11 protein-coding genes are annotated in these 23,536 nt (G+C 43.2%); all 11 read left to right on the forward strand.

What is annotated here, in order from left to right; genetic code table 11:
- Window positions 1-9 precede the first annotated feature (9 nt).
- The 11 genes from LIZ87_RS02885 (at window position 10) to LIZ87_RS02940 (ending at window position 23,535) form a co-directional block, all read left to right on the forward strand.
- Window positions 10-294 carry a hypothetical protein gene (locus LIZ87_RS02885; protein ID WP_002596357.1) on the forward strand — a complete coding sequence of 95 codons (285 nt, stop codon included), beginning with the start codon at window positions 10-12 and terminating at the stop codon, window positions 292-294.
- The gene (locus LIZ87_RS02890) at window positions 269-1,993 is read left to right on the forward strand and encodes a CD1107 family mobile element protein (protein WP_002596358.1); all 1,725 of its coding nucleotides are present in this window, start codon (window positions 269-271) and stop codon (window positions 1,991-1,993) included. The genes LIZ87_RS02885 and LIZ87_RS02890 overlap by 26 nt, the downstream gene beginning before the upstream one ends.
- Before the next feature lie 3 nt (window positions 1,994-1,996).
- Window positions 1,997-4,096 (forward strand): type IA DNA topoisomerase, encoded by a 2,100-nt coding sequence (locus tag LIZ87_RS02895; RefSeq protein ID WP_002596359.1) that lies wholly within the window; start codon window positions 1,997-1,999, stop codon window positions 4,094-4,096.
- Between the two features lie 15 nt (window positions 4,097-4,111).
- On the forward strand, window positions 4,112-4,474 hold the full coding sequence (locus tag LIZ87_RS02900; RefSeq protein ID WP_002596360.1) for a helix-turn-helix domain-containing protein: 363 nt from the start codon (window positions 4,112-4,114) through the stop codon (window positions 4,472-4,474).
- A gap of 42 nt (window positions 4,475-4,516) precedes the next feature.
- Entirely contained in the window at window positions 4,517-13,216 is an 8,700-nt protein-coding gene (locus LIZ87_RS02910; RefSeq protein ID WP_002596361.1) for a DUF3849 domain-containing protein, read from the forward strand.
- A 166-nt stretch (window positions 13,217-13,382) separates the two neighbouring features.
- Window positions 13,383-14,411 carry a PDDEXK nuclease domain-containing protein gene (locus LIZ87_RS02915; protein ID WP_002596362.1) on the forward strand — a complete coding sequence of 343 codons (1,029 nt, stop codon included), beginning with the start codon at window positions 13,383-13,385 and terminating at the stop codon, window positions 14,409-14,411.
- 104 nt (window positions 14,412-14,515) lie between these two features.
- Window positions 14,516-18,544, forward strand: a complete 4,029-nt coding sequence (locus LIZ87_RS02920) for a YodL domain-containing protein (RefSeq protein WP_002596363.1) — start codon at window positions 14,516-14,518, stop codon at window positions 18,542-18,544.
- Between the two features lie 3 nt (window positions 18,545-18,547).
- The gene (locus tag LIZ87_RS02925) at window positions 18,548-18,775 is read left to right on the forward strand and encodes a transposon-transfer assisting family protein (protein ID WP_002596364.1); all 228 of its coding nucleotides are present in this window, start codon (window positions 18,548-18,550) and stop codon (window positions 18,773-18,775) included.
- Window positions 18,776-18,960: 185 nt separating this feature from the next.
- Window positions 18,961-21,075 carry a penicillin-binding transpeptidase domain-containing protein gene (locus LIZ87_RS02930; protein ID WP_002596365.1) on the forward strand — a complete coding sequence of 705 codons (2,115 nt, stop codon included), beginning with the start codon at window positions 18,961-18,963 and terminating at the stop codon, window positions 21,073-21,075.
- Entirely contained in the window at window positions 21,023-22,264 is a 1,242-nt protein-coding gene (locus tag LIZ87_RS02935; protein ID WP_002596366.1) for a DUF6070 family protein, read from the forward strand. Before LIZ87_RS02930 ends, LIZ87_RS02935 begins: the two co-directional genes overlap by 53 nt.
- A complete protein-coding gene (locus LIZ87_RS02940) occupies window positions 22,264-23,535 on the forward strand; it encodes a DUF6070 family protein (RefSeq protein WP_002596367.1) in 1,272 nt (423 codons plus the stop codon). The genes LIZ87_RS02935 and LIZ87_RS02940 overlap by 1 nt, the downstream gene beginning before the upstream one ends.
- The last annotated feature ends 1 nt before the right edge of the window (window position 23,536 follow it).

Below are 23,536 nucleotides of genomic sequence, written 5' to 3' on the forward strand. Positions count from 1 at the left end.
TGAGGAACGATGACGAAAGAGAGAATTGTAAAGGAGCTTTCCAAAGTCCGGGAACAGCTTGCGGGATTGCAGGCGAGGGAGAGGGATTTGGCGGAACAGCTTCAGATGGCAGAGGATGCGGAGAAGATGAAATTCATTGAAAAGAATAAAATCTCTCTGGATCGGCTGATTCTGTTAAACAAGGTCAGCGAAGAAGAAATTATGCGTCTGCTGAAAGAAAAAGAGCAGAAAGAAGCAGCACAATCAGAAGAAAGGGAGGCTTACAGCCATGAAGAACAGGAAGTTATCATCTAAGGCAGTTATATCACTGATATTGTCCGCTGTGCTATTTACCATGCCTGCGGTAGCGTTTTCTGTAAATGGGAACTACGCAATCAGTGCTTTTGCCGAAGAAACAAAAGAAACCGAAGAATCCAAACCGGAGGAAAGTACGGAGCAGACACCCGGCGAAAGTGAAACTGATGTCAGTACGGAGGAAAATACAGAAAACAGTACCGAGGGAAGCACGGAAGAAACTACGGAGGGCAGCACGGAGGGAAGCACCGAAGGCGGCACCGAAGAGAATACAGAAGGCAGTACCGATGAAAGCACCGGGGATGGCACTGTATCGGGAAATGATAAACCGGAGCCGGTATGTAATTGCGAAGATCAATGCGGTGCGTATGAGTATGACAAAAACTGTCCCGTCTGCGTCACAGATTATAAGCTCTGTACCTATAAAAAACCGAATGTGAGTATCAAAATCAGACAGCCGGAGGAGTGGCATAATGACATTGTTTCCGTTTCTTTCAGTGTAAAAGATACCGCAGATACGGGGAATTTTGAAATCGCAAAGATAGAGGCAAAGGTAGGGCAGAATGGAAGCTGGACAGATGTGACGGAGGAAAAGAAATTAAGGATTTCCGAGAACTGTACCGTGTATGTGCTTGTCACAGACCAGAAAGGCAATACCTATGAGAAGAACCGTGCCATAAAGTGCTTTGATACCGTAAAGCCGACCTTAAATGCGGCAGTCAGTGACGGGCTTTTAAGCATACAGGTACATGATACGGATTCCGGTGCAAAGGCGGTATATGTCAATGGATATGAGTTTACAGATCTGACGGGCGGTACGTTAAATATCCGCCTCCAGCAGTTTGACGCAGGGTATGAGTATTTTACCATTTCTGCAATGGACAATGCCGGAAATATGTCTGAGGTTTATAAAACGAAAAATCCGTACTATAAAGACCCTGCCGATACCAGTGATGGGAATCCGGCGGAGCAGCTCCCGGAGAGTGCGACCCCGACGAAACCGGGGAGTGCTACGGGAACCGTGACGGAGCATACCAAAACAGACAGTAACGGAAATACCACATCACAGACAAGTCCTGCCGAACAGAAAAAGCAGGCAATGAAAGAAGCTGCGGAGGCAGAAAGCGGGAAAACAGAAAGTACGGAAAAATCCGGTCAGGGCAAGGAGTTTTATACTATTCAGACCGCCACGGAGAAAGTTTTCTATCTGATTATTGACCGGGACGGAGAGGAAGAAATGGTATATTTTTTGACTGAGGTTACGGAAAATGACCTGTTAAATGCAACTTCCGATAACAGTGAAACCTTGCCGAAAAATTCCGCTGCGTTGGAATCTGCAATTCCGAATGGGGAGAGTGCATTGCCAAACAACAACGGAGAGCAGGCAGATACAGAGGGAAAGGAAACGGAAACAGAAAAAGGTACGGAAGGTGCAGAGAGTACGGGAAATACAGAGGAAACCGAACCGGAGCCGGAAGTGAAAGAAGCACCGAATCCGATGATTTCGTATGTGCTGATTGGTAGTCTTGCCTTAATCGTTATCGGAGCTGCTTATTATTTTAAGGTTGTCCGCAAGAAAAAAGAGGACTTTATCGAGGACGAAGATGAAGATGAGGAAGATAACGAGGAGTATGAAAACGAAGATGAGGAATCGGAGGAAGATACGGAAGAAGATTTCTTTGACGAACAGGAGGAATAAGGTATGCAGTTGGTGGTTACAGAGAAGCCCAGCGTAGCACAGGCAATTTCCCATGTGATCGGGGCGAAAGAGAGAAAAGACGGTTACATGGAGGGAAACGGATTTCTCGTTTCATGGTGTGTAGGACATCTGGTAGAGCTGGCACAGCCGGAGATGTATTCAGAAGCATGGAAAAAATGGAGCTATGAGAGCCTGCCCATGATACCGGAGCAGTGGCAGCATGAAGTGAAAAAGGAAACAGCAACGCAGTATAAAATCTTGAAAAATCTGATGCACGATACAAGAGTTGAAAGTGTGGTGTGTGCCACCGATGCCGGACGGGAGGGAGAACTTATCTTCCGTCTGGTATATGAACAGGCAGGCTGCCGGAAACCAATGAAACGCCTGTGGATTTCATCAATGGAGGAGAGTGCAATCCGTGACGGGTTTGAAAACTTAAAGCCGGGAAGCGATTATGACAGCCTGTACCAGTCTGCACTTTGCAGACAGCAGGCAGACTGGCTGGTGGGATTAAATGGTACGAGATTATTTACTGTACTGTATGGCGGAAAGGTATTAAAGGTGGGCAGAGTACAGACGCCCACCCTTGCCATGCTGGTAGACCGTGAAGTGAAGATTATGAATTTTGAAAAAGAGCAGTATTACATGGCTCATATTCTGATGGATGGGATAGATGCCATGACAGAACGGATTGACGATAAGGCAAGGGCAGAAAGTATTGCTGCAGCGTGTGAAAGTCAGAGTGGAGTGGTTCGTTCCGTTATAAAGGAAAATAAAAGCGTTGCACCACCAAAACTTTATGACCTTACCACGCTTCAGCGGGATGCCAACCGTATCTTTGGTTTTACTGCAAAGCAGACATTGGAGTACACCCAGAGCCTTTATGAGAAAAAGCTGGTCACTTATCCGAGAACGGACAGCCAGTATTTATCCGATGATATGGAAGAAACTGCAAAAGCGGTAATCGGGGCAGTTTATCAGGCGATTCTCTTTGAGGAACAGACCGGAGCAGAGCCGGATATAAAAAGAGTGTTGAACAGTAAAAAAGTGACCGACCACCATGCAATTATTCCCACCATAGAAATTACAAAGACAGACCTTTCCGCTGTGCCGGAGGGAGAAATGAAAATCTTATCCCTTGTCGCTAATCGTCTGTTATGTGCAACCGGGAAAAAGCAGTTGTATGAAACGGTAAAAGCAGAGTTTTCCTGCGGTGGTTACAGCTTTCATGTATCCGGAAAAACGGTTCTGCAGAACGGGTGGAAAGAATTTGAAGCAGCATTGAAACGTACCTACCGGGTAGAAAAAACAGATGAGGATAAGGAAGAGAAGAAACTGCCGGAGCTTTCTGAAGGCATGACGTTTCCAGTTATCCAGACAAAGGTAACAGAGCAATTCACGCAGCCTCCCAAACATTTTACCGAGGACAGCCTGCTTTCTGCGATGGAACGTGCCGGAGCAGAGGATATGGGCGATGAGGTGGAACGCAAAGGACTTGGCACACCTGCCACCAGAGCTGACATTATTGAAAAGCTGGTCAAAGACGGTTTTGTGAAACGGGAGAAAAAGCAGATGCTTCCCACCGAGGACGGGATGAAGCTCATTACTGTTCTGCCGGATATGGTAAAATCCCCGAAGCTTACAGCAGATTGGGAGAATACGCTGACTTTGGTTGAAAAAGGCGAATACACCATGCAGGAGTTCATGGATGGCATTGAAGATATGGTGCGGGAGCTGGTGCAAACCTACCACAGTATCAGTGACGATCAGAAGTCTTTGTTTGGAACGATGCAGGAAGTGCTTGGAAAATGCCCGAAATGCGGCAGCGATGTAGTAAAAGGAAAATTCGGTGCTTACTGCAAACAAAAATGCGGCATGAATGTGGGTAGGGCAATGGGAGCAACGTTTTCCGATACACAGATGAAAAGTCTGCTTGAAGGGAAAAAGACCCTTGTGAGAGGATTAAAAGGGAAAAAGGGAAGCTACGATGCGTACCTGATTCCGGAGGGAATTGAGGATTATTCTTATATCAAAGACGGAAAGGAAATCAAAGGTTCGCAGTACAAATTCAAGATGGAATTTCCACCGAGAAAAAGCAAGTGAAAAGGAGACAGAAAAATGAATACAGAAATGAAAAAGACCGTTGTTTACAGCACCGGAGATAAAATTTTAAACATTATGAAAGAGCAGGATATGGATATTCCAGAACTTTCTTTGCGGTGCGGTGTCAGGGAAGATGTATTGATGGATATTCTGGCAGGTATCCGGGAAGCAGATATAAGTACGCTCTGCAAAATTGCAGACGGACTGGAGATTTGTGTACGGGAGCTTTGCCCTGATGAAGAAAGCTATGTCGTTCCGGTGGAAAAAGATATCCTTGCAAAGCTCATTGTGATCAGCGAGCTGAAGGAGATGGAATTGGAGGAGCTGATTGGCACAATTCTGGAAAACGGTATCGAAGAACACGGTTTTTATGAATAAGGCGGCGGGGGTTATCCCCTCCGTCATTTTGGAGGAATGCTTATGGTAACAAAATATCAGATGATTTCCTATCTGGCGGAGGATACCGCAAAAGAGATAGCGAAAAACGGGCAGGAGTGGACAAGGTATCTGACTACCGCTGCAAGGCTTTATAAATATCCGTTCAATGAACAGATACTTATTTTTGCACAACGACCGGATGCAACAGCCTGTGCGTCCCTTGAACTATGGAATGAGAAGATGAATTGCTGGGTAAACCGTGGAGCAAAGGGAATTGCCCTGCTGGATACGGAAAATTCCTATACAAGATTGAAATATGTTTTCGATGTGTCCGACGTACATAAGGCAAGGCGGATAGGACGTGATCCGAATTTGTGGGAGTTGCGTGAGGAGCATAAAGAAACAGTCCTGGCACAGCTTGAAAAGACATACGGAGAAACGGATAAAAACAGCTCCTTTGAACAGCGGATAATGGAAATATCCAATCGGATTGCTTTGGATTATTATGAAGAACTTCTGCCGGAAATCGAATATGTGAAAGAGGGCAGCTTTTTAGAGGAACTGGACGAGTTAAATGTAGGTGTCAGGCTTCGTGATACGCTTTCTTCCAGTATTGCTTACACCATACTGTCACGATGCGGTGCAGATATGGAACTGTGGAAAGACGAGCAGGGATTTGAATATATCAGCGACTTTAATACGATGAAAACCCTGTCTGTTGTTGGTACAGCCACCACAGATATGTGCAAGCCGCTTTTAATGGAGATAGGCAGAACCATAGGAGCGTATGACCGCCAGATTGCCCGCAGGAAGGCACAGGAAAAAGCTAATGCAGGACGCACACAAACTTCTTTGGAAAATACGGAGAAAGTGCTTGCAAATGAAGCAGATACAGACTATAATGCTTTAAAGCGTGAAAGTGAAAAGGAGCTACAAAACAATCAGGAGATAGAAATACAGAGCAAAAAGGAGGATGCGGCACATGAAACTGACATACGAAAAGAACGGGGATTATCTGATTCCGAACCTGACAGCGAACGAGGAACCGGAGGGAACGCTGACGAAGTACGGTATGATGCGGAAGAACTTCTTACAGGAACACCGGAAAGGGATTTATCAGGGCATGATACTGGCGGGCGAGCTGAAAGCACACTGTCTGGAGATACAGGAGCAGGCAGAGCAGAGAATGGAAGCCCTGAGCGAACAGATGGCGAAAGCAGAGGGAGTGAACGAGGAACTGAAAGCAGCCGATCAGATGAAGTGGGTAGCGAAGATGAACAACATCAGACATTCAGCGGAGGAGATCGTGCTGACGGAACTGATTTACAGTTAGAAAATGACATACAGGAAGAAGAAATACCAGAACCGGATAGTGGAGAACATTCATTATCCGGTTCTTTTTTTCCGAAGCTGTCTGAAACAGAGCAGGGGGAGGACTTACAGCGTGGTATTTTATGCAGTGATGAGTTCCTGAAGCATAAAAGACCGGAAATAGCTGGGTATTTTCAGATAGAGCAGGATGCAAAGATTCAGGCGGATTATCTGAGAAATTCGTTCCGCATGGAAGAATACACCGAGTTCAATATCGGGGAAATGCGGGGCGGCTACCGTGCCGATGAGGACGGTATTACCTTATGGAAAGGCAATTATCTGACCCGTGAAGCGGAAAGCAGGCTGTCATGGGAGGAAGCACGTTTTCTTGTCAATTCCTATATGGAGGACGGAGTATATCTTCTTCCAGGAGAAACCGCAGAGCGGATTGAAACAGCGGGAATGTACCAGCAGCTTGACTTATTTTCCATGTTTACGGAGCAGGCTGGCAATCTTGCCATGAAACAGGCGGAAACAGTGACACCGATACGGTCAGAAACAAAGATACCGCCGGAGCAGATAGCGGATATTCTGCGGAGCGGCGGAGGCAGGGATAACAGCAGAAAGCGTATCTACACCAAATATCAGCAGGGAAAGACACCGGAGGAGATGGCTGCTTTCTTACAGAAAGAGTATGGAACAACCGGAAAGGGCTTTGAATTTGACGGAAAGCAGTTAGCGGTATGGTTCAATGAGGATGGGATGCGTGTCGGATATGGCACATCGACAGAGCGTCCGGTGCTTCAGATGAACTGGCAGGAGGTGGAAGCAAAAATCCGCTCACAGGTAGTAAACGGTACCTATATGGGAGCAAATGAAGCTTATCTGACTGACGAAGCAGAACGTGACCGGATTGCAGGGCATCTCTTTTTCTTTTTCCGGGATGGCATGGGAGAACTGCCGGAGGAGCTTGGGCTAAAAGCAGGAAATTATCCGGAGGCTCATGCAAGAATGATAGAATACCTTTCTACAAAAGAAGGAGTTGAGCTTGTGGCTTCCCACATGGATCAGGCACTTCATCAGCTTGAAACCGGAGAGAAAAAGCTACGTTTCCGTTCAGTTATGCCAAAAGAGGAGCTGCGGGAGGAACTTGACAATCTGCTGATAGAAAAACAAATCTTTCCAACCGCAGACCATGTGGAAATAAAAAGGGAGGATTTTATTACTCAGGACGAGATAGACCATAATCTTGGCAGGGGAAGTGGATATTCACATGGTTCTTTCCGCATCTATGATTATTTTCAGGAAAAGCATGACAGCAAAGAAGCAGCGGAATTTCTGAAAAAAGAATATGGCATTGGAGGCGGCTCTCATGCACTTGCCGGAGCAGACCATAGCTGGCAAGACCACAACTTTAAAGGGATTGAATTAAAAAAGGGAAATATCTGCGAACCTTATGCGAAAGTGCTGCTGTCTTGGAAAGTAGTCGAAAAGCGTATCCGAAAGCTGGTGGCGGAAGATAAGTATTTATCTCCGGCAGGGAAAGAAGCCTATGCCCGGTACAAAGAGGAAGAAGCACAGAAAGCGCTGGAAAAAGCACAGGCGGTAATAGAACGGAAAACGAAGGTTGCCTGTAAAGAAGCCATTGAACGGACGATTTCGGAAAAATTTGACGGGTATCGTCTGCCGAAAGATACACCGGATGAAGTAATCCGAAAATATGGTAGCGAGCGTGTCAGCTATGTACTTGCCAATACTGTCATGCACCTGACGCACGATGGCAGATTTTCTCCCGACAATAAGGCATGGGCAAAAGAAATAGAACCGTATGCCAAGTATGAGAACCGTGATTTGATTGTTTCTTCCCATCCGGCGGTCTTAAATGGATTTATCAATCAGACAAGACGGTATATGGAGCAGGAAAAGGAGATTGCGGCACAGCAGATTACCATTGACGGGCAGTTGTGTTTAAAGATTGATGAATGGAAGTCGGAAGAAAATAACTATGTGCTTGGAAATTCCATGCAGGACAATGCGTTCTTTTACGTACTCATAAACGAAAATGTCCATTTTGAATATGATTACAAACCGAGCAGGGAAGAAATTGAAAACGATTATTTGAATCTCATTGCAATGGAAGATATAGACCGACACGAAGCGGAGGTATTTTCACGCATTGAAGGAACGGAAGATGTAGCGGAAACAGAATCACGATTCTCAGTTGAGGAAACCAGCGATGCCTTTGAGCCGGGACAGGATTTTGCAGTATGGGATCATGGCAGGGAAGATTATTATATAAAAGAGGACGGTACAATTCCCACCTTTGAAACAAAAGAGGAAGCGGAACACTATCTGCAAAGCATGGAACCGGACACTTCTGGACACGATGTCCAAAAGTCAGTGGAAGAACCTGCCATAGAAAAGCCTGTGAAGCAGCCTGCACCAAAGATTGATAAATCCAATGCGGTCAATTTCCACATTACAGACGATGCGTTAGGAGCAGGCAGTGCGAAAGAGAAATTCCGACGAAATATAGAAGCAATCCGTACTTTGGAAAAGGTGGAGAGCGAGAACCGTATCGCCACACGGTCGGAACAGCAGATTTTATCACAGTATGTTGGCTGGGGCGGGCTTGCCGATGCCTTTGATGAAAGCAAATCTGCATGGGCGGGAGAATATCAGCAGTTAAAGGAATTGTTATCGTCGCAGGAGTACGCTTCTGCAAGGGAAAGCACCTTAAATGCCCACTATACCAGTCCTGCCATTATCCGCAGTATTTATGATACCTTAGACCGTATGGGATTTGAAAAGGGGAATGTATTAGAGCCTGCAATGGGTATCGGAAATTTCTTCGGAATGCTGCCGGAGAAGATGCAGGAAAGCCGACTTTATGGTGTGGAGCTGGATGGTATTACGGGCAGGATTGCAAGACAGCTCTATCCGAAAGCGGATATTAAAATATCCGGTTTTGAAAAAACAGACTATCCGAATGATTTTTTTGATGTAGCAGTCGGCAACGTGCCATTCGGACAGTATAAGGTAGCGGATAAACAATATGATAAAAATAATTTCCTGATTCATGATTATTTCTTTGCAAAGACATTAGATAAAGTCCGTCCCGGCGGTGTGGTTGCTTTTGTTACCAGTAAGGGAACAATGGATAAAAAAAGTCCGGAGGTCAGAAAGTATCTGGCTCAGCGAGCGGAGCTTATGGGGGCGGTCAGACTTCCGAATACAGCATTTAAGGAAAATGCAGGGACAGAAGTCACTTCGGATATTTTGTTTTTTAAGAAGCGTGACCGTGTGATGGACATAGAACCGGATTGGGTACATTTATCAGAAGATGCAAACGGTATCGCCATGAATACCTACTTTGCGGAACACCCGGAAATGATTGTTGGGAAGATGGAAATGGTCAGCGGTCCCTATGGCATGGAAAGCACCTGCCAACCGGATGCTACAAGACTGTTTGCAGAGCAGTTAATGGATGCGGTCAGCCGGATTGACGGGGAAATCGAAGCAGTGGAGACGGACGAGCTTGCGAATGAGCTGGCAGATGCCACCATTCCGGCAGACCCGGACGTAAAGAATTACAGCTACACACTGGTGGAAGATAAGGTATATTACCGTGAAAATTCCATTATGAAGCCTGTGGATATGTCAGAATCCATGCAGGAACGCATAAAAGGCATGGTAGGAATCCGAAACTGTACGCAAGAGCTTATCAATTTGCAGTTGGAAGAATATCCGGATACTGTGATTAAGGAAAAGCAGAAAGAATTGAATACCCTTTATGATACGTTCAGCAGAAAATACGGTTTAATCAATTCCCAGACCAACAAAAGAGCCTTTAATCAGGACAGCAGCTATTGTCTGTTATGTTCTCTGGAAAAGCTGGATGACGAGGGAAATTTCAAAGGCAAAGCGGATATGTTCACGAAACGTACCATTAAGAAAGCGGAAGTGGTTACAAGCGTGGATACAGCAACGGAAGCTCTGGCAGTATCTTTATCAGAAAAAGCAAAAGTTGACCTTTCTTATATGGCGGAGCTGACCGGAAAAGAGATTGATACAATCAAAGAAGAACTGACGGGCATTATCTTTCAGAATCCGGTCACAGACAGGTGGGAAGCAGCGGACGAGTATTTAAGCGGCAATGTCCGGGATAAGTTGCAAACAGCGAAGATTTACGCCGAAAACCACCCGGAATACAACATAAATGTGCAGGCACTTACACAGGTGCAGCCCACAGAACTGGATGCCAGCGAGATTGAGGTGCGTATCGGTGCCACATGGGTTGAACCGAAATATATTGAAGATTTCATGCGTGATGTTTTTGAAACACCGCAGCATCTCTTCAACCGGAATACAATGGGGATTCAGTATTCCGATGTGACAGGACAGTGGAATGTAAAAGGAAAAAGTGCGGATTACGGAAACAGTCTTGTAAATATGACTTATGGTACAAACCGGAGAAATGCTTATCAGATTTTAGAGGATTCTCTGAATTTAAAGGACAGCCGGGTGTACGATACCGTGATAGAGGACGGAAAGGAAACGAGAGTCCTGAATAAAAAGGAAACCATGATTGCCAGTCAGAAACAGGAGGCAGTCCGGGAAGCCTTTAAGAACTGGGTATTTGAAGATCAGGAACGTAGACAGGACTTGGTGGCGAAATATAACAAGCTCTTTAATTCTACCAGACCAAGAGAATATGACGGTTCCCATTTGAAATTCCCTGGCATGACACCGGACATCGACCTTAGACCGCACCAGTTAAATGCGGTGGCACACCAGCTTTACGGGGACAATACCCTGCTTGCTCATTGTGTGGGAGCAGGAAAGACTTTTGAAATGATTGCTGCAGCAATGGAAAGCAAGCGGTTAGGGTTATGCCAAAAGAGCCTGTTCGTTGTTCCCAATCATTTGACGGAACAGTGGGCGAGTGACTTTTTGCGGTTATATCCCGGAGCAAATATTTTAGCGGCAACGAAGAAAGATTTTGAGCCAGCCAACCGGAAGAAATTCTGTTCCAGAATCGCCACCGGAGATTATGATGCTGTCATTATCGGGCATAGCCAGTTTGAAAAAATCCCGTTGTCGCAGGAAAGACAGATAGGCATTATCGAAAGACAGATTGATGAGATTGAGCTTGCCATAGAGCAGGCGAAAGCAGATAACGGGGAGCGTTACACCATTAAGCAGATGGAAAAGTCCAGAAAATCCCTTATGACAAGACTGGAAAAACTCAACGATACTTCCCGGAAAGATAATGTTGTAACCTTTGAGCAGTTAGGTGTGGACAGGCTGTTTGTAGATGAAAGTCACAATTATAAGAACCTTTTTCTATACACGAAAATGCGGAATGTGGCGGGCATTGCACAGACGGAAGCACAGAAGTCCTCCGATATGTTTGCTAAGTGCCAGTACCTTGATGAGCTGACTGGCGGAAAGGGCATTACGTTTGCTACGGGTACGCCGCTCAGCAACAGTATGACGGAGCTTTACACCAATATGCGGTATCTTCAGTATGGTACGCTTCAGAAGATGGGATTAGGGCATTTTGACAGTTGGGCAGCTTCTTTTGGAGAAACACAGACCGCCATTGAGCTGGCACCGGAGGGAACAGGATACCGGGCAAAGACAAGATTTGCAAAATTCTTCAATCTGCCGGAGCTGATTGCACTTTTCAAGGAGAGTGCGGATATCCAGACACCGGATATGTTAAAGCTGCCTGTGCCGGAAGCAGAATATGAGAACGTGGTGCTGAAACCCAGCGAATATCAGAAAGAGATGGTAACATCGCTGGCAGATCGGGCGGAGACAGTGCGTAACAGACTGGTAGAGCCGCATCAGGATAATATGCTCAAGATTACCAACGATGGAAGAAAACTGGCACTCGACCAGCGTCTGATCAACGATATGCTCCCCGATGAGGAACATTCCAAAGCAAAAACCTGTGTGGATAAGGCATTTGAGATTTGGGAAGATACCAAAGGGGAGAAATCAGCACAGCTTATTTTCTGTGATTTATCGACACCGAAAGGAGATGGTACATTTAATGTCTATGAGGATATAAGAAATAAACTGATGGAAAAAGGTGTTCCCGCAGAAGAAATCGCCTTTATACATCAGGCAAATACGGAGCTTAGGAAAGCGGAGCTGTTCAGTAAGGTAAGAAGCGGACAGGTTCGTTTTTTATTGGGTTCTACTGCAAAAATGGGAGCCGGGACAAACGTGCAGGACAGACTGATTGCTCTGCACCACCTCGATGTACCGTGGCGTCCGTCTGATATTGAACAGCAGGAGGGGCGTATTTTGCGGCAGGGCAACAGGAATCCAAAGGTTAAGATTTTCCGGTATGTGACAGAGGGAACATTTGACAGCTACTCATGGCAGCTTATCGAGAATAAGCAGAAATTTATCGGTCAGATTATGACAAGCAAATCTCCGGTGCGAAGTTGTGAGGATGTGGACGAAGCAGCACTTTCTTATGCAGAGGTTAAGGCTCTGGCAACGGGGAATCCCTATATAAAAGAAAAGATGGATTTGGATATTCAGGTCAGCAAGCTGAAACTGATGAAAGCCAACCACACCAGTCAGAAATACCGTCTGGAGGACAACATTGCAAAGCATTATCCACAGCAGATAACCATTCTGAAGGAGCGTATCAGTGGCTTGCAGGCAGATATTCAGACTGCAAAAACCAATCTCCCAGCAGATAAGGAGTTTTTCTCTATGAGGGTCGGGAATAAGGTCTATACGGATAAAAAAGAAGCCGGAACTGCACTTGTGGAGATGTGCAAAGAAATCAAGAGCGTTAATGCTCCGGCAGTCATTGGAGAGTATGCAGGCTTTAAAATGGCGGTGTCCTTTGATTCCTTTAACCATAAATTCGTTATGAACATCAAAGGACAGCTCAGTCATAATCTGGAGATTGGTGTTGACCCGCTGGGTAACATTTCCCGTATCAACCATGCGTTGGAAGCCATGACAAAGGAACTGGCAGAAGCATCCACAAAGCTGGAGAATGTGGAGCGTCAGCTTGAAACAGCGAAGGTAGAGGTTACAAAGCCATTTGCACAGGAAGCAGAGCTTTCAGAGAAGTTAGACCGCCTTTCTGCCTTAAATGCCCTGCTCAATATGGACGAAAAGGGAGATGACGGAATAGGTATGGAAGATGATAAATCGGAACTGGGTACTGAGCAGGTGGCAGATACCAGAAAACCGTATCCCATAGAAAATACCCGACATAATTATGCTGTGGAGAATGGAAATCCGCAGGGAATGAGGCTCACAGCAGCGATGGCGGATAAGCCGGCACAGAGGGTATCCTTGAAAGAAAAGCTTGAGACTATGAAAGTAAAGGCTGCGGGGAATAATATAGAAAATTCCGTGCAAAGAGATAAGGGGAAGGAGGAGTATTTGTAATTATTATATTTCTTTTTATGCAAATATGAAATATAATATTAGTTCAAGGGAAATATAGTGATAGAGCGATTTGGAAAAAGCTAAAGAGAAATGGAGACAACGTAATACATAAAAATGGAAATTGAATTTGTCAGACACTGTCTGACAAATTCGGAAAGGATATATTATGAATGATTTAGAGCAGACAAATATGCTTCAGCCATTGGTGGATGAGATTGAAACAGCAGTTTCAAATGCCAAAAAAGAGATAGCTGAAAAAGTAAACAGTGTAATTACAGAGACGTATTGGAAAATCGGAAAATATATTGTTGAGTTTGAGCAGGATGGAAATGTTAAAGCAGCATACGGTTCAAAATTATTAACAACACTCTCGCATCAATTAACTTTGCGATTGGGACGAGGATACAGCCGCCCAAACCTCAACAATATGCGGAAGTTTTATCTTTGTTATGAGAATTGTCAGACGGTGTCTGACAAATTGACATGGTCGCATATTTGTGAGCTGATAAAGATTGATGATGAATTAGAAAGAAGTTTTTACGAAAAAGAATGTTATAAGGAAAAGTGGGATGTAAGAACACTCAGGCGACAGATGGATTCCGCTTTGTTTCTTAGATTAGCTACAAGCAGAGATAAAGAAGGAATTCTGGCACTTGCCAGAGAGGGAATTACTTATGACAAGCCAGAGGATGTTATCAAGGATACTTACACATTAGAATTTTTGGGACTTCCGGAGAAAGAGCGTTATAGTGAGGAAGACTTGGAGCAGAAAATAATAGATAATCTCCAAAAATTCTTGTTGGAATTAGGAAAAGGATTTACCTTTGTGGGCAGGCAGTATCCCTTAACTGTAAACAATATTCATTACCATGTGGACTTGGTATTTTACCACAGAATTTTGAAATGCTTTGTGCTGATTGATTTAAAGAAAAATTCCGTCCAGCATATAGACATCGGTCAGATGAATATGTATATGGGGTATTTCGCAAAAGAAGAAAATATGGCAGATGATAACCCACCGATTGGCATTATCCTGAGTCATAACAAAGATGAACTGCTTGTAGAATATGCAACTTACGGTATGGACAGCAATTTATTTGTTTCAAAATATGAATTGTATCTGCCAAATCGCAATGAACTCCAAAAATTAGTGAACAATATTTTAGAGAAGGATACAGAAAAGAAAGAAGAGTAATAAAAAAGCAATCTAAAAAAGATGCAAATTGAATAGGCATATCGAAAAAGACAATCAGAGATGGTTGTCTTTTTTGCGTGGAAAAAAGAAAGGATAATCGAATTATGGCAGATAAAAATACAGTTTACATGAGTGAAAAACAAAAAGTCAAAGAGATCACGGATAAGCTGGAAGCTGGCTTGAAAGAGCTTTTTGAAAGTGAAAAATATAAAAGCTATCTCAGCACCATGTCAAAATTTCATAATTACAGTTTTAACAATACGCTGCTGATTGCCATGCAGAAGCCGGAAGCTACGCTGGTGGCAGGCTATCAGGCGTGGCAGAAGAACTTTGAGCGGCACGTCAATAAAGGAGAAAAGGCAATCCGTATTCTTGCACCAGCTCCTTATAAAATCAAAGAGGAACGTGATAAGTTAGACCCTGTAACGGGAGAAATGATGTTTGATGAAAACGGTATGCCGCAGAAAGAGGAAACAGAGGTTACCATTCCTGCCTTTCGTGCGGTATCTGTTTTTGATGTATCGCAGACGGATGGCAAGCCTATTCCGGAACTGGAAGTGAATGAGCTGTTATCTACGGTGGAGGGATATGAGGATTTTGTCCAGGCGCTTATGAATATTTCTCCTGTTCCGATTGCATTTGAAGATATTCCCGGCGATTCCAAAGGGTATTTCAGTACAGCAGAAAAACGGATTGCTGTTCAGGAAAATATGAGCGAAAGCCAGACTTTGAAAACAATGGTGCATGAGGTGGCTCATTCCATGCTGCATGATAAAGAAGTTAATCAGAGCATGGATATTCCGGTAAAGGACAGGAATACAAAGGAAGTGGAAGCGGAGAGTGTGGCTTTTACAGTGTGCCAGCATTTCGGTATAGATACATCCGATTATTCCTTTGGATATATCGCAGGCTGGAGCAGCGGTAGGAATATGAAAGAGCTGAAATCTTCCCTTGATACAATCCGAAAGACAGCTTCAGAACTGATTACAGGCATTGAGGGGGCAATGCAGGAGCTTCAGCTTAACCGGGAGATGGAGCAGGAACATGGAAAGGAAAGCATTCTGCTGGTACATAACGAGGATTTTTCAGAATACAATCTTGTCAGTGTCCGTGGAATGGACAGTGCAGAACTTATATCCGCTCTTTCTACCATGAATGAAGAGGATAAATCGAATATATCATCTTATCTTGAAAGCAAAGGAGCATGGACTACCGAACTTGCTGACGAGCAGACGGAAGAAGCGGAGGAATATCATATTGATGTCCGCTATAACATGGATACAGACGAGCTTATTGATGTAAAGGAAAGAGTGGAACAACCCATTGATACCAATTTATCTGTCATGGGGCAGGCAGAACAACTTATCAATCAGTTGGAGGCAGAAAAAAATATTTTCACGTCTGAGGAGCGAAATCTGATTGTAAATTATGCCTATAAACTTGATGATATGAATAAAACAAGGGAACTTGCAGAGAAACTGGCATATAGGGAGCAGTATGTCCAACAGGATGTGGCATTGACCATAATTGATGCAAAGGCGGAGATTGATGCCCTGCCTGATCCGATGATTGGTTTGTCGGAAATGAGGGAATATGGCTATCAATGGAATGAAATGCTGCCATTAACACAAGAGAAAGCATTGGAATTATTTGAACATGATTTGCATGTATATTTGCTTCATACTGACGGTACGGAATCATTGGCAGAAAGCAGGGAGCGTATAGAAGAGCATGAAGGTATCTTTGGGGTTGAAAAGGAAACATGGAATAAAGCATTGAAACAGCAGACTAAGATTACACTTATCTTAATGGACGAACAGGAGCGAGAATATACATACCCGTATCCAGTTGTGGCTGTCGATATAGAAGAAATGGGTGGGGATAGAACTGCGGTATTCAAGACCTCAGAGCCTATTTCAGATACTGATGTGGCAGAAATTCATAATGCTTTTTATGGAACTGATTTGGAATTTGAAATAGAAAAAGAATTAGGTATCACATGGGTGGAATCTATTAACTATGAGGACGGATCTGTTATTACACCTGAAATGGCAAGAAAAGAGCAGCTCCTATATGCTAGTACTGATAAATATGGAATTTATCAATTAAAGCCTAATCTGGAATTAGATTCCTTACGTTTTGAGGGGACGGAATCCTTAAAGCGTATGGGCATTACAAAAGATAATTTTGATGCAATTAAACCAGAGAATTATACACTTTTATATGTGGGCGAATTATCTGAACTGCAAAAAGAGACGCAGGGGGCAACTTTAGAGGCAATCTTTGAAAAATTCAACCTTGACCACCCAGAAGATTTCAGAGGACATTCGCTATCTGTCAGCGATATAGTGGTGCTTCATCAGAACGGACAGAATACGGCTCATTTTGTGGATTTTTTTGGATATACGGAAATACCGGATTTTTTACGGGAGCAGACACCGGAAAAGGAAGAAATGCAGGACACTTCTGGACACAATGTCCAAAAGACAGAACCGGAAATAGATGGAGATGAAATCATTGATCTTGGCGATGAAACGGAACAGGTGCTTGCGGAAATGAAAAAAACTTTGGAAAGTGAACAGGAAACAGAACTGGCATTTTCTATTGCAGACCGTTTTATCAGCATTCAGGAAGTAGAGGGCGGTTATGACTATTCCATTATGGGAGCTGATTATAAGGAGATTGACGGAGGAATTTATGATAATCCTGATGTGACGATAAGGGAAGCCTTACATGATATTTTAGAGGATTTGAAGTCACAGCCGGATTACAATGGTGCAAAAGGAAATATCCAAAGAGAAGATGAACTGATACCGATGGATTATGATGGACTGATGGAAAAAGCAGAGGAAGCAAATCGTATTATTCCGGAGAGTACACCAAGCAGTGTGGTGGCTGATTTTAGGGCAAAGACCGGGGAATTATTCCATGATATTAGTGAAATGAATCCGGAAGAAATCGAGGAAACTGTGAAATGCCATGTGCAGGCAAAGATTGATGAGTATAACATTGATGCAACGATTGTGGATGTTGCTGTGACCGGAAGCAGGTGCAGGGGATTGGAGCATGAAAGTTCTGACCTTGATGTGGTTGTGGAACTTTCCACGGCGGAACGGGAGGACGATTTGTTTAATGCCTTTAATGAGGGCGGACTTCATATCGGAGAAGTAAAAGTTGACATCAACCCTATTACAGCACAGCGAACAGGTACACTGGAAACCTATCTGCCACAGGTGGAGGAATATTTGGAGGGTGTCAGACAGGCAAGAGAGCAGGAAAAGGAGAAGGCAGAAGTAACTTTAACTGTTTCGGAATGTGGCGAATTTCATAATCTTGGTGAATGCTATGAGAATATTCCTACGGTGGATGAAGCCATAGCAATCTGGAAGCAGATACCATCGGAGAGGATGAATGGTATTCCGGCAATTGGAATCAATATCATAGAGAGAGGGGCGGAACCCTTCGAGGATTACGAGATTGATGTTTTATCTGGAAAGAGGATTGACCTTGGGGTTTTGGACTATGTTCCTGATATTAAAAACAATCCGCAGGCAATGGAAGTCATTACGGAACTGGTGGCTAAATTGCCCGATATGGAGATAGATGGCGTGATGAGTGAAGAAATGGAAGCAAGAGTGTGGGAACTGCGTATGCCGGACTTGCCACAGGAGGAACAGCTTGCAGTAGAACTTGACCGACTTTGCTACGATTATGATACTGTACTGTATCACGATAGTACAAGAAATATGACCGAGAATGTATCAGAGCTTGCAGAATCCATAAAACAGGGCGATACCGGACATTTAACAACGTGGCTTGCAGACATTATTTCGGAGGGAGCTGTACCAGAGGAAATAAAACGAGCAACGGAGCTTCTGGAAAAACTGACAGAGTATAAGCCGCTTGCCAAGATTGAGGAGGCAGAAGAACAGAATTATAATATGATTGATAATGTGCTGAATAATGGTGTTGGGGAGAAAGCCCAAAGGGAAGAAAATAAGAGAATGGAGGAGAAGCCTACAGTAAGGATTTCCTTAAAATCCCGTCTTGCGGAGAAAAAGTCACAGGTAGAAGGGCAATCGAAAGAACATGATGTTCAAGAAAATGAAAAGAAAAGTCAGAGGGAGATGTAAGTGATGAATAAGAGATTTACCGTAGAAGAGAGTAATTTAATCAGTATTTTTATGGAAGAAGGTATAGATTTAGATGTGGGAGGCAGAAAAAATGTCATAAATGGTATCAATAAGACTCTGAAACATCTGGAGGATGATGAGATGGTTGAATTGTCATTATGTGTCCTTGCAAAATTAAAGGAATTGACGGATCATGAATTTATGAAGATGGAGTTTGTAGCGGCAGAGTAACATCAAACGTAAGGCAGAACATGGCTTTTGGTGGCTGTGTTCTGTCTTTTTGAATAAGAACTTGACTGATAAATATTACGGGTGTAATATTTATAGCGAAAGGGAGTAAATTTTTTTACCTTAAAATCTTACACTTGTAATATATAAGCGTAGTACATTGATATGAATAAGAAATGGAGGTAACGATGAAGGCAAAACATAGAACCAAAAGAATACAAAGATATAGAAAAATGTTGGGCATTATAGTGTTGATGTTAACAATTACTTTGATTGGAGTAGTTGTGAGTGCAACAGTATTATATAAAAGAAAAAATGCGTGTAAAACACCAGATACTACCTTAGTAGAGTATATGATGCATATTCCAAAACAAGAATACGAAGAAATGTATGCAATGATTGATTTGGAGTCATCTGGATATATCAGTAAGGAAGATTTTCTGAAGAGAAATTCCACTATTTATGAGGGAATTGAAATGCAAAACATGTCGATAAAAAATGTCGAGTATGTGGAGGAAGATAAAAAAGTAACATATTTGACTTCGTTTGATACAGTGGCAGGAACTATCAGCTTTGAGAATGAGGCATTTTTTATAAATGGAGAAGAAGGATATAAATTGGTTTGGGATGATTCCATGATTTTTCCTAATCTGACTTCTGCAGATAAAGTAAGAGTTTCCACTACACAGGCAGAGCGAGGAGAAATTCTGGATAGGAACGGACGTGTCCTTGCAGGAAAAGGTACAGCATCTTCAGTTGGAATTGTTCCGGGCAAGTTGGAAAACAGAGAGGAAGCAATCGCACAGATTGCAGGACTATTGGAAATCACAACGGAAGTGATAGAAAAGAACCTGTCTGCAAAGTGGGTAAAGGATGATTCTTTTGTACCTATTAAAACGATTCCAAGAGTGGAAGAAATTGAGTTAATGTCTATCAGTCCAGAGGAAGAAGTTTTAAAGGAGAAAGAAAGGCATGATAAGTTGCTGGAGATTCCCGGAGTGATGATATCTGATGTTGAAGTGCGTGAATACCCATTAGGGGAAGCCGCTGCGCATTTGGTCGGGTATGTTCAAAGCGTTACTGCGGAAGATTTAGAGGAACATGCAGGAGAAGGTTATACAGCCAATAGTGTAATCGGCAGAAGCGGAATGGAGGGCTTGTTCGAGAAAGAACTGAAAGGCCAGAACGGTTGCAGGATTTACATTGTAAATTCGGAAGATAAAGAGAAGGAGGAACTGGCTTGTATCCTGGTACAGCATGGGCAGGACATCCGGCTTACGATAGATACTGATTTGCAGGTTTCCTTGTACGAACAGTTTAAGGAAGATAAAAGCTGCTCAGTAGCCATAAATCATTATACCGGAGAGGTATTGGCTTTGGTCAGCACACCGGCCTATGACAATAACGATTTTATTATGGGATTATCGAGTGAGCAGTGGACTGTACTTAACGAGGATGAGAATAAGCCAATGTATAATCGGTTCCGGCAAGTGTGGTGTCCGGGATCTACCTTCAAACCAATTATAGCTGCGATTGGTTTACAATCAGGAGCAATCGATCCAATGGAAGATTACGGGAACGTAGGATTAAGTTGGCAAAAAGATGCATCGTGGGGTTCATATCATGTAACAACGCTTCATGCGTATGAACCAGTCATTTTAGAGAAAGCCTTGATTTATTCTGATAATATTTATTTCGCAAAAGCAGCATTAAAGATTGGATCGGATGAGTTGGAGAATTCTTTGATACGGCTTGGTTTCAATGAGGAACTACCATTTGAGATTAAGATGGCAGAATCTCAGTATTCCAATACAGAAGGCATTGAAACTGAAATACAGTTAGCTGACAGCGGTTACGGACAAGGACAGATTTTAGTGAACCCGTTGCATATGGCATGTATTTATTCTGCTTTCTGTAATGAGGGAAATGTAATAAAGCCTTATTTGGTATATCAGAATGAAGCGGAAGCTGAGTATTGGATTCCGGGTGCCTTTTCTAACGAGACAGCAAGTCGTGTATTGGAAGGAACAAAGAAGGTTGTGAATGATTCTAATGGAACTGGATATGCAGCCCATCGAGATGACATTCTTTTAGCAGGAAAAACAGGTACGGCAGAAATAAAGGCATCGAAGGATGATACTTCGGGTACAGAATTAGGATGGTTTGCAATTTTTACAGCAGAAGATACGGAATGTCCTATATTGATTATCAGTATGGTAGAAGATGTGAAAGGAAGAGGAGGAAGCGGATATGTTGTTAAGAAAGACAGCCTGGTTCTGGAAGAGTGGTTTAGCAGTCATTAGTTTTGTACTGATGTTTAGTATTTCGGGGTGTAGCGATACACCACCGGAAGAAGATACAGTTTCGGAAACAGTAATTGATGTTCAGGACGTTTCAGAAGAAGAACAGGAGAATGAAGAAGAAATTATAAACATCTGCATAGATCTTTATGACAAGGCAGCAGAGGAAAATAAGTTAGATGATTTGGAAATAATTCGGAGTATTGTAAATCGTCTTGGAGAAAACGAGTATCCTGCTGTTGACAGCAGAAATCAAGTGAATATGACGGAAGCGGAGCAGGTACTGGAATTTTGTGAAAAGGTGGATACACAGGAAGAAGCAGATATAACGATTCTTGAAGTCGGCTATTTGGGCGGATTTGTAAAATACGATTTGCACACAAAAGACGGAAATGTAGATGTGGTCAGAAGCTATTATGGATACGAAAATGGAGAAATACAGAAAGAAGTTACTGGGAGGTATCAAGCAGAGTATTGGAATTATACAGAAGAAGGTTACCTGATGTTTTCTGGTGTCTGGTTTTCAGAAGAATTATACGTTCTTACATTGAGTGGAGCAGAGGAGCATACCGCATTACGAGTACAGCCATTGGATGAAACATATAGGGAACTGAGTCGGAAATATCTTCTTCCAATCAGCTTTGAACAGAATAATATGTTTATTGTGGATTGGAGTGAAGAAGATTTTGGGGATTTGAATTTCTATGATATGTATGACATTCTTTATCCAAAAGTGAATGGTCAGTATGTTCCTTATGTTGCAGATGACAATTTGTCAGTCAGTGCAGTTTATCGGATTCCAAAAGAGGAATTTGAAAGCGTTATTATGAAATATTTCAATATTGATAGTGAAACGCTGCAATCCAAAACTGTCTATGATTCGGAGGATTCGACCTATGAATACAAACCGAGAGGCTTCGAAGAAGTAGAGTATCCGGAATACCCATATTCAGAAGTAATCGGGTATACGGAGAACAGTGATGGAACAATTACACTTACTGCTAATGTGGTATTTCCATATTCGGGAAATTCCAAAGTATATGCCCACGAGGTTGTGGTTCGTCCTTTGGAGGATGGCGGGGTACAATATGTATCCAATCGAATTATACCCTCCGAGGATAATTCTGAGGAAACATGGCATACGCCACGGTTGACGTTAGAAGAATGGGAAGAATTATACGGAGGCGAATAATGGAAGATGTGAAATGGCTGCTTAGAAAATGTGGTCTTCCGATTTTGCTGCTGTTGATTTTCGTAATAGCCGGAGTGGTCTGTTGGGGAGAACTGCATACAGAAAAGCAAAAGGTGGCAGAAGAAGTATGGGAGCCACCTGTAGAAATCGAAAATAGCGAAGCAGAAACAGAAGAAGCCGAGAATGCGGAAACTTCCACAGAGTCAGCATATTGGTTTATTCCGCAAGCCAGTGATGATCTCCTTACAGAAGAGGAGAAGGAGCAACTGCAGAGTACGGTTTTGTCAGCAGCAGAATCGGTCAGAGAAATCTATAAGGATATTGTAATTGCAGATGCACTAAGCTACTCTTCCGGTATTAGTGAATTTACCAAAGAGCAGAGGAAAGCTGTGGTGGAGCAATTGGGCAGAAACGGTCTGGTAAGTGTTGAAGAAGATACTGCTATGCAAAATCATGAAGCAATCGAAGCATTTTATGCAGATTACCTGGATGGACAAGACTCGATGGTTACGGTATTTGAAGTACAGAGAGATGGGCTGATTGGAGCAGTTACCTTTATCTATCGGAAAGGTGAGTTGCAGACCTATTACATAGGAATTCGGTGGAGAGAAGGTGGTATGCCAGAAATACAGGGAACTTCGGTAAGTAATGTGGCTGAGATTAAACTGACCGAAAAAGGATATTTTATCTACGCATATGAATATGTGATTGCACATGCAAGTTTGAGACAGTATTGGAGAATAGAACCGCTACCAGAAGACTGCCAGGAATTAACGGAGAAATACATATCAGGACTAAGTTATGTGAATTACAATCTGCTCGTTACAGATTGGGATAGCAGCAATGTGGAGGACATTCTGATGCCTTGTATGTATGAAGATGTTTATAGGATTTCTACGGGGGAAAATCTGAAAACTGAGGGTTGGAAGATTCCGGCAGAGGAATATGAAAGGATAATGACTACTTATTTTCCGGTATCGGTAGAACAGTTGAGAGAGCATTGTGGATATGATGAGGGCAGCAATAGCTATGAATATGAGATGATTTATGCCAGCCCATACCCACCTTTCGGAGAAGTAGTTGACTATACAAAAAATGCGGATGGAACGATTACACTTATCGTGGATGGAGTATGGCCGGATTATAATTCTGATCTCGCTTTTCGGAATACGGTTGTGGTCCAGCCATTTGAAGACGGAACTTTCAGGTATCTTTCCAATTCTATAGAACAAATAGAGTTGGAACTGCCGCCAATAGCAAAAGCACATTAAA

Source organism: Lacrimispora sp. 210928-DFI.3.58 (assembly GCF_020554865.1).
Taxonomy (GTDB): Bacteria; Bacillota; Clostridia; order Lachnospirales; family Lachnospiraceae; genus Enterocloster.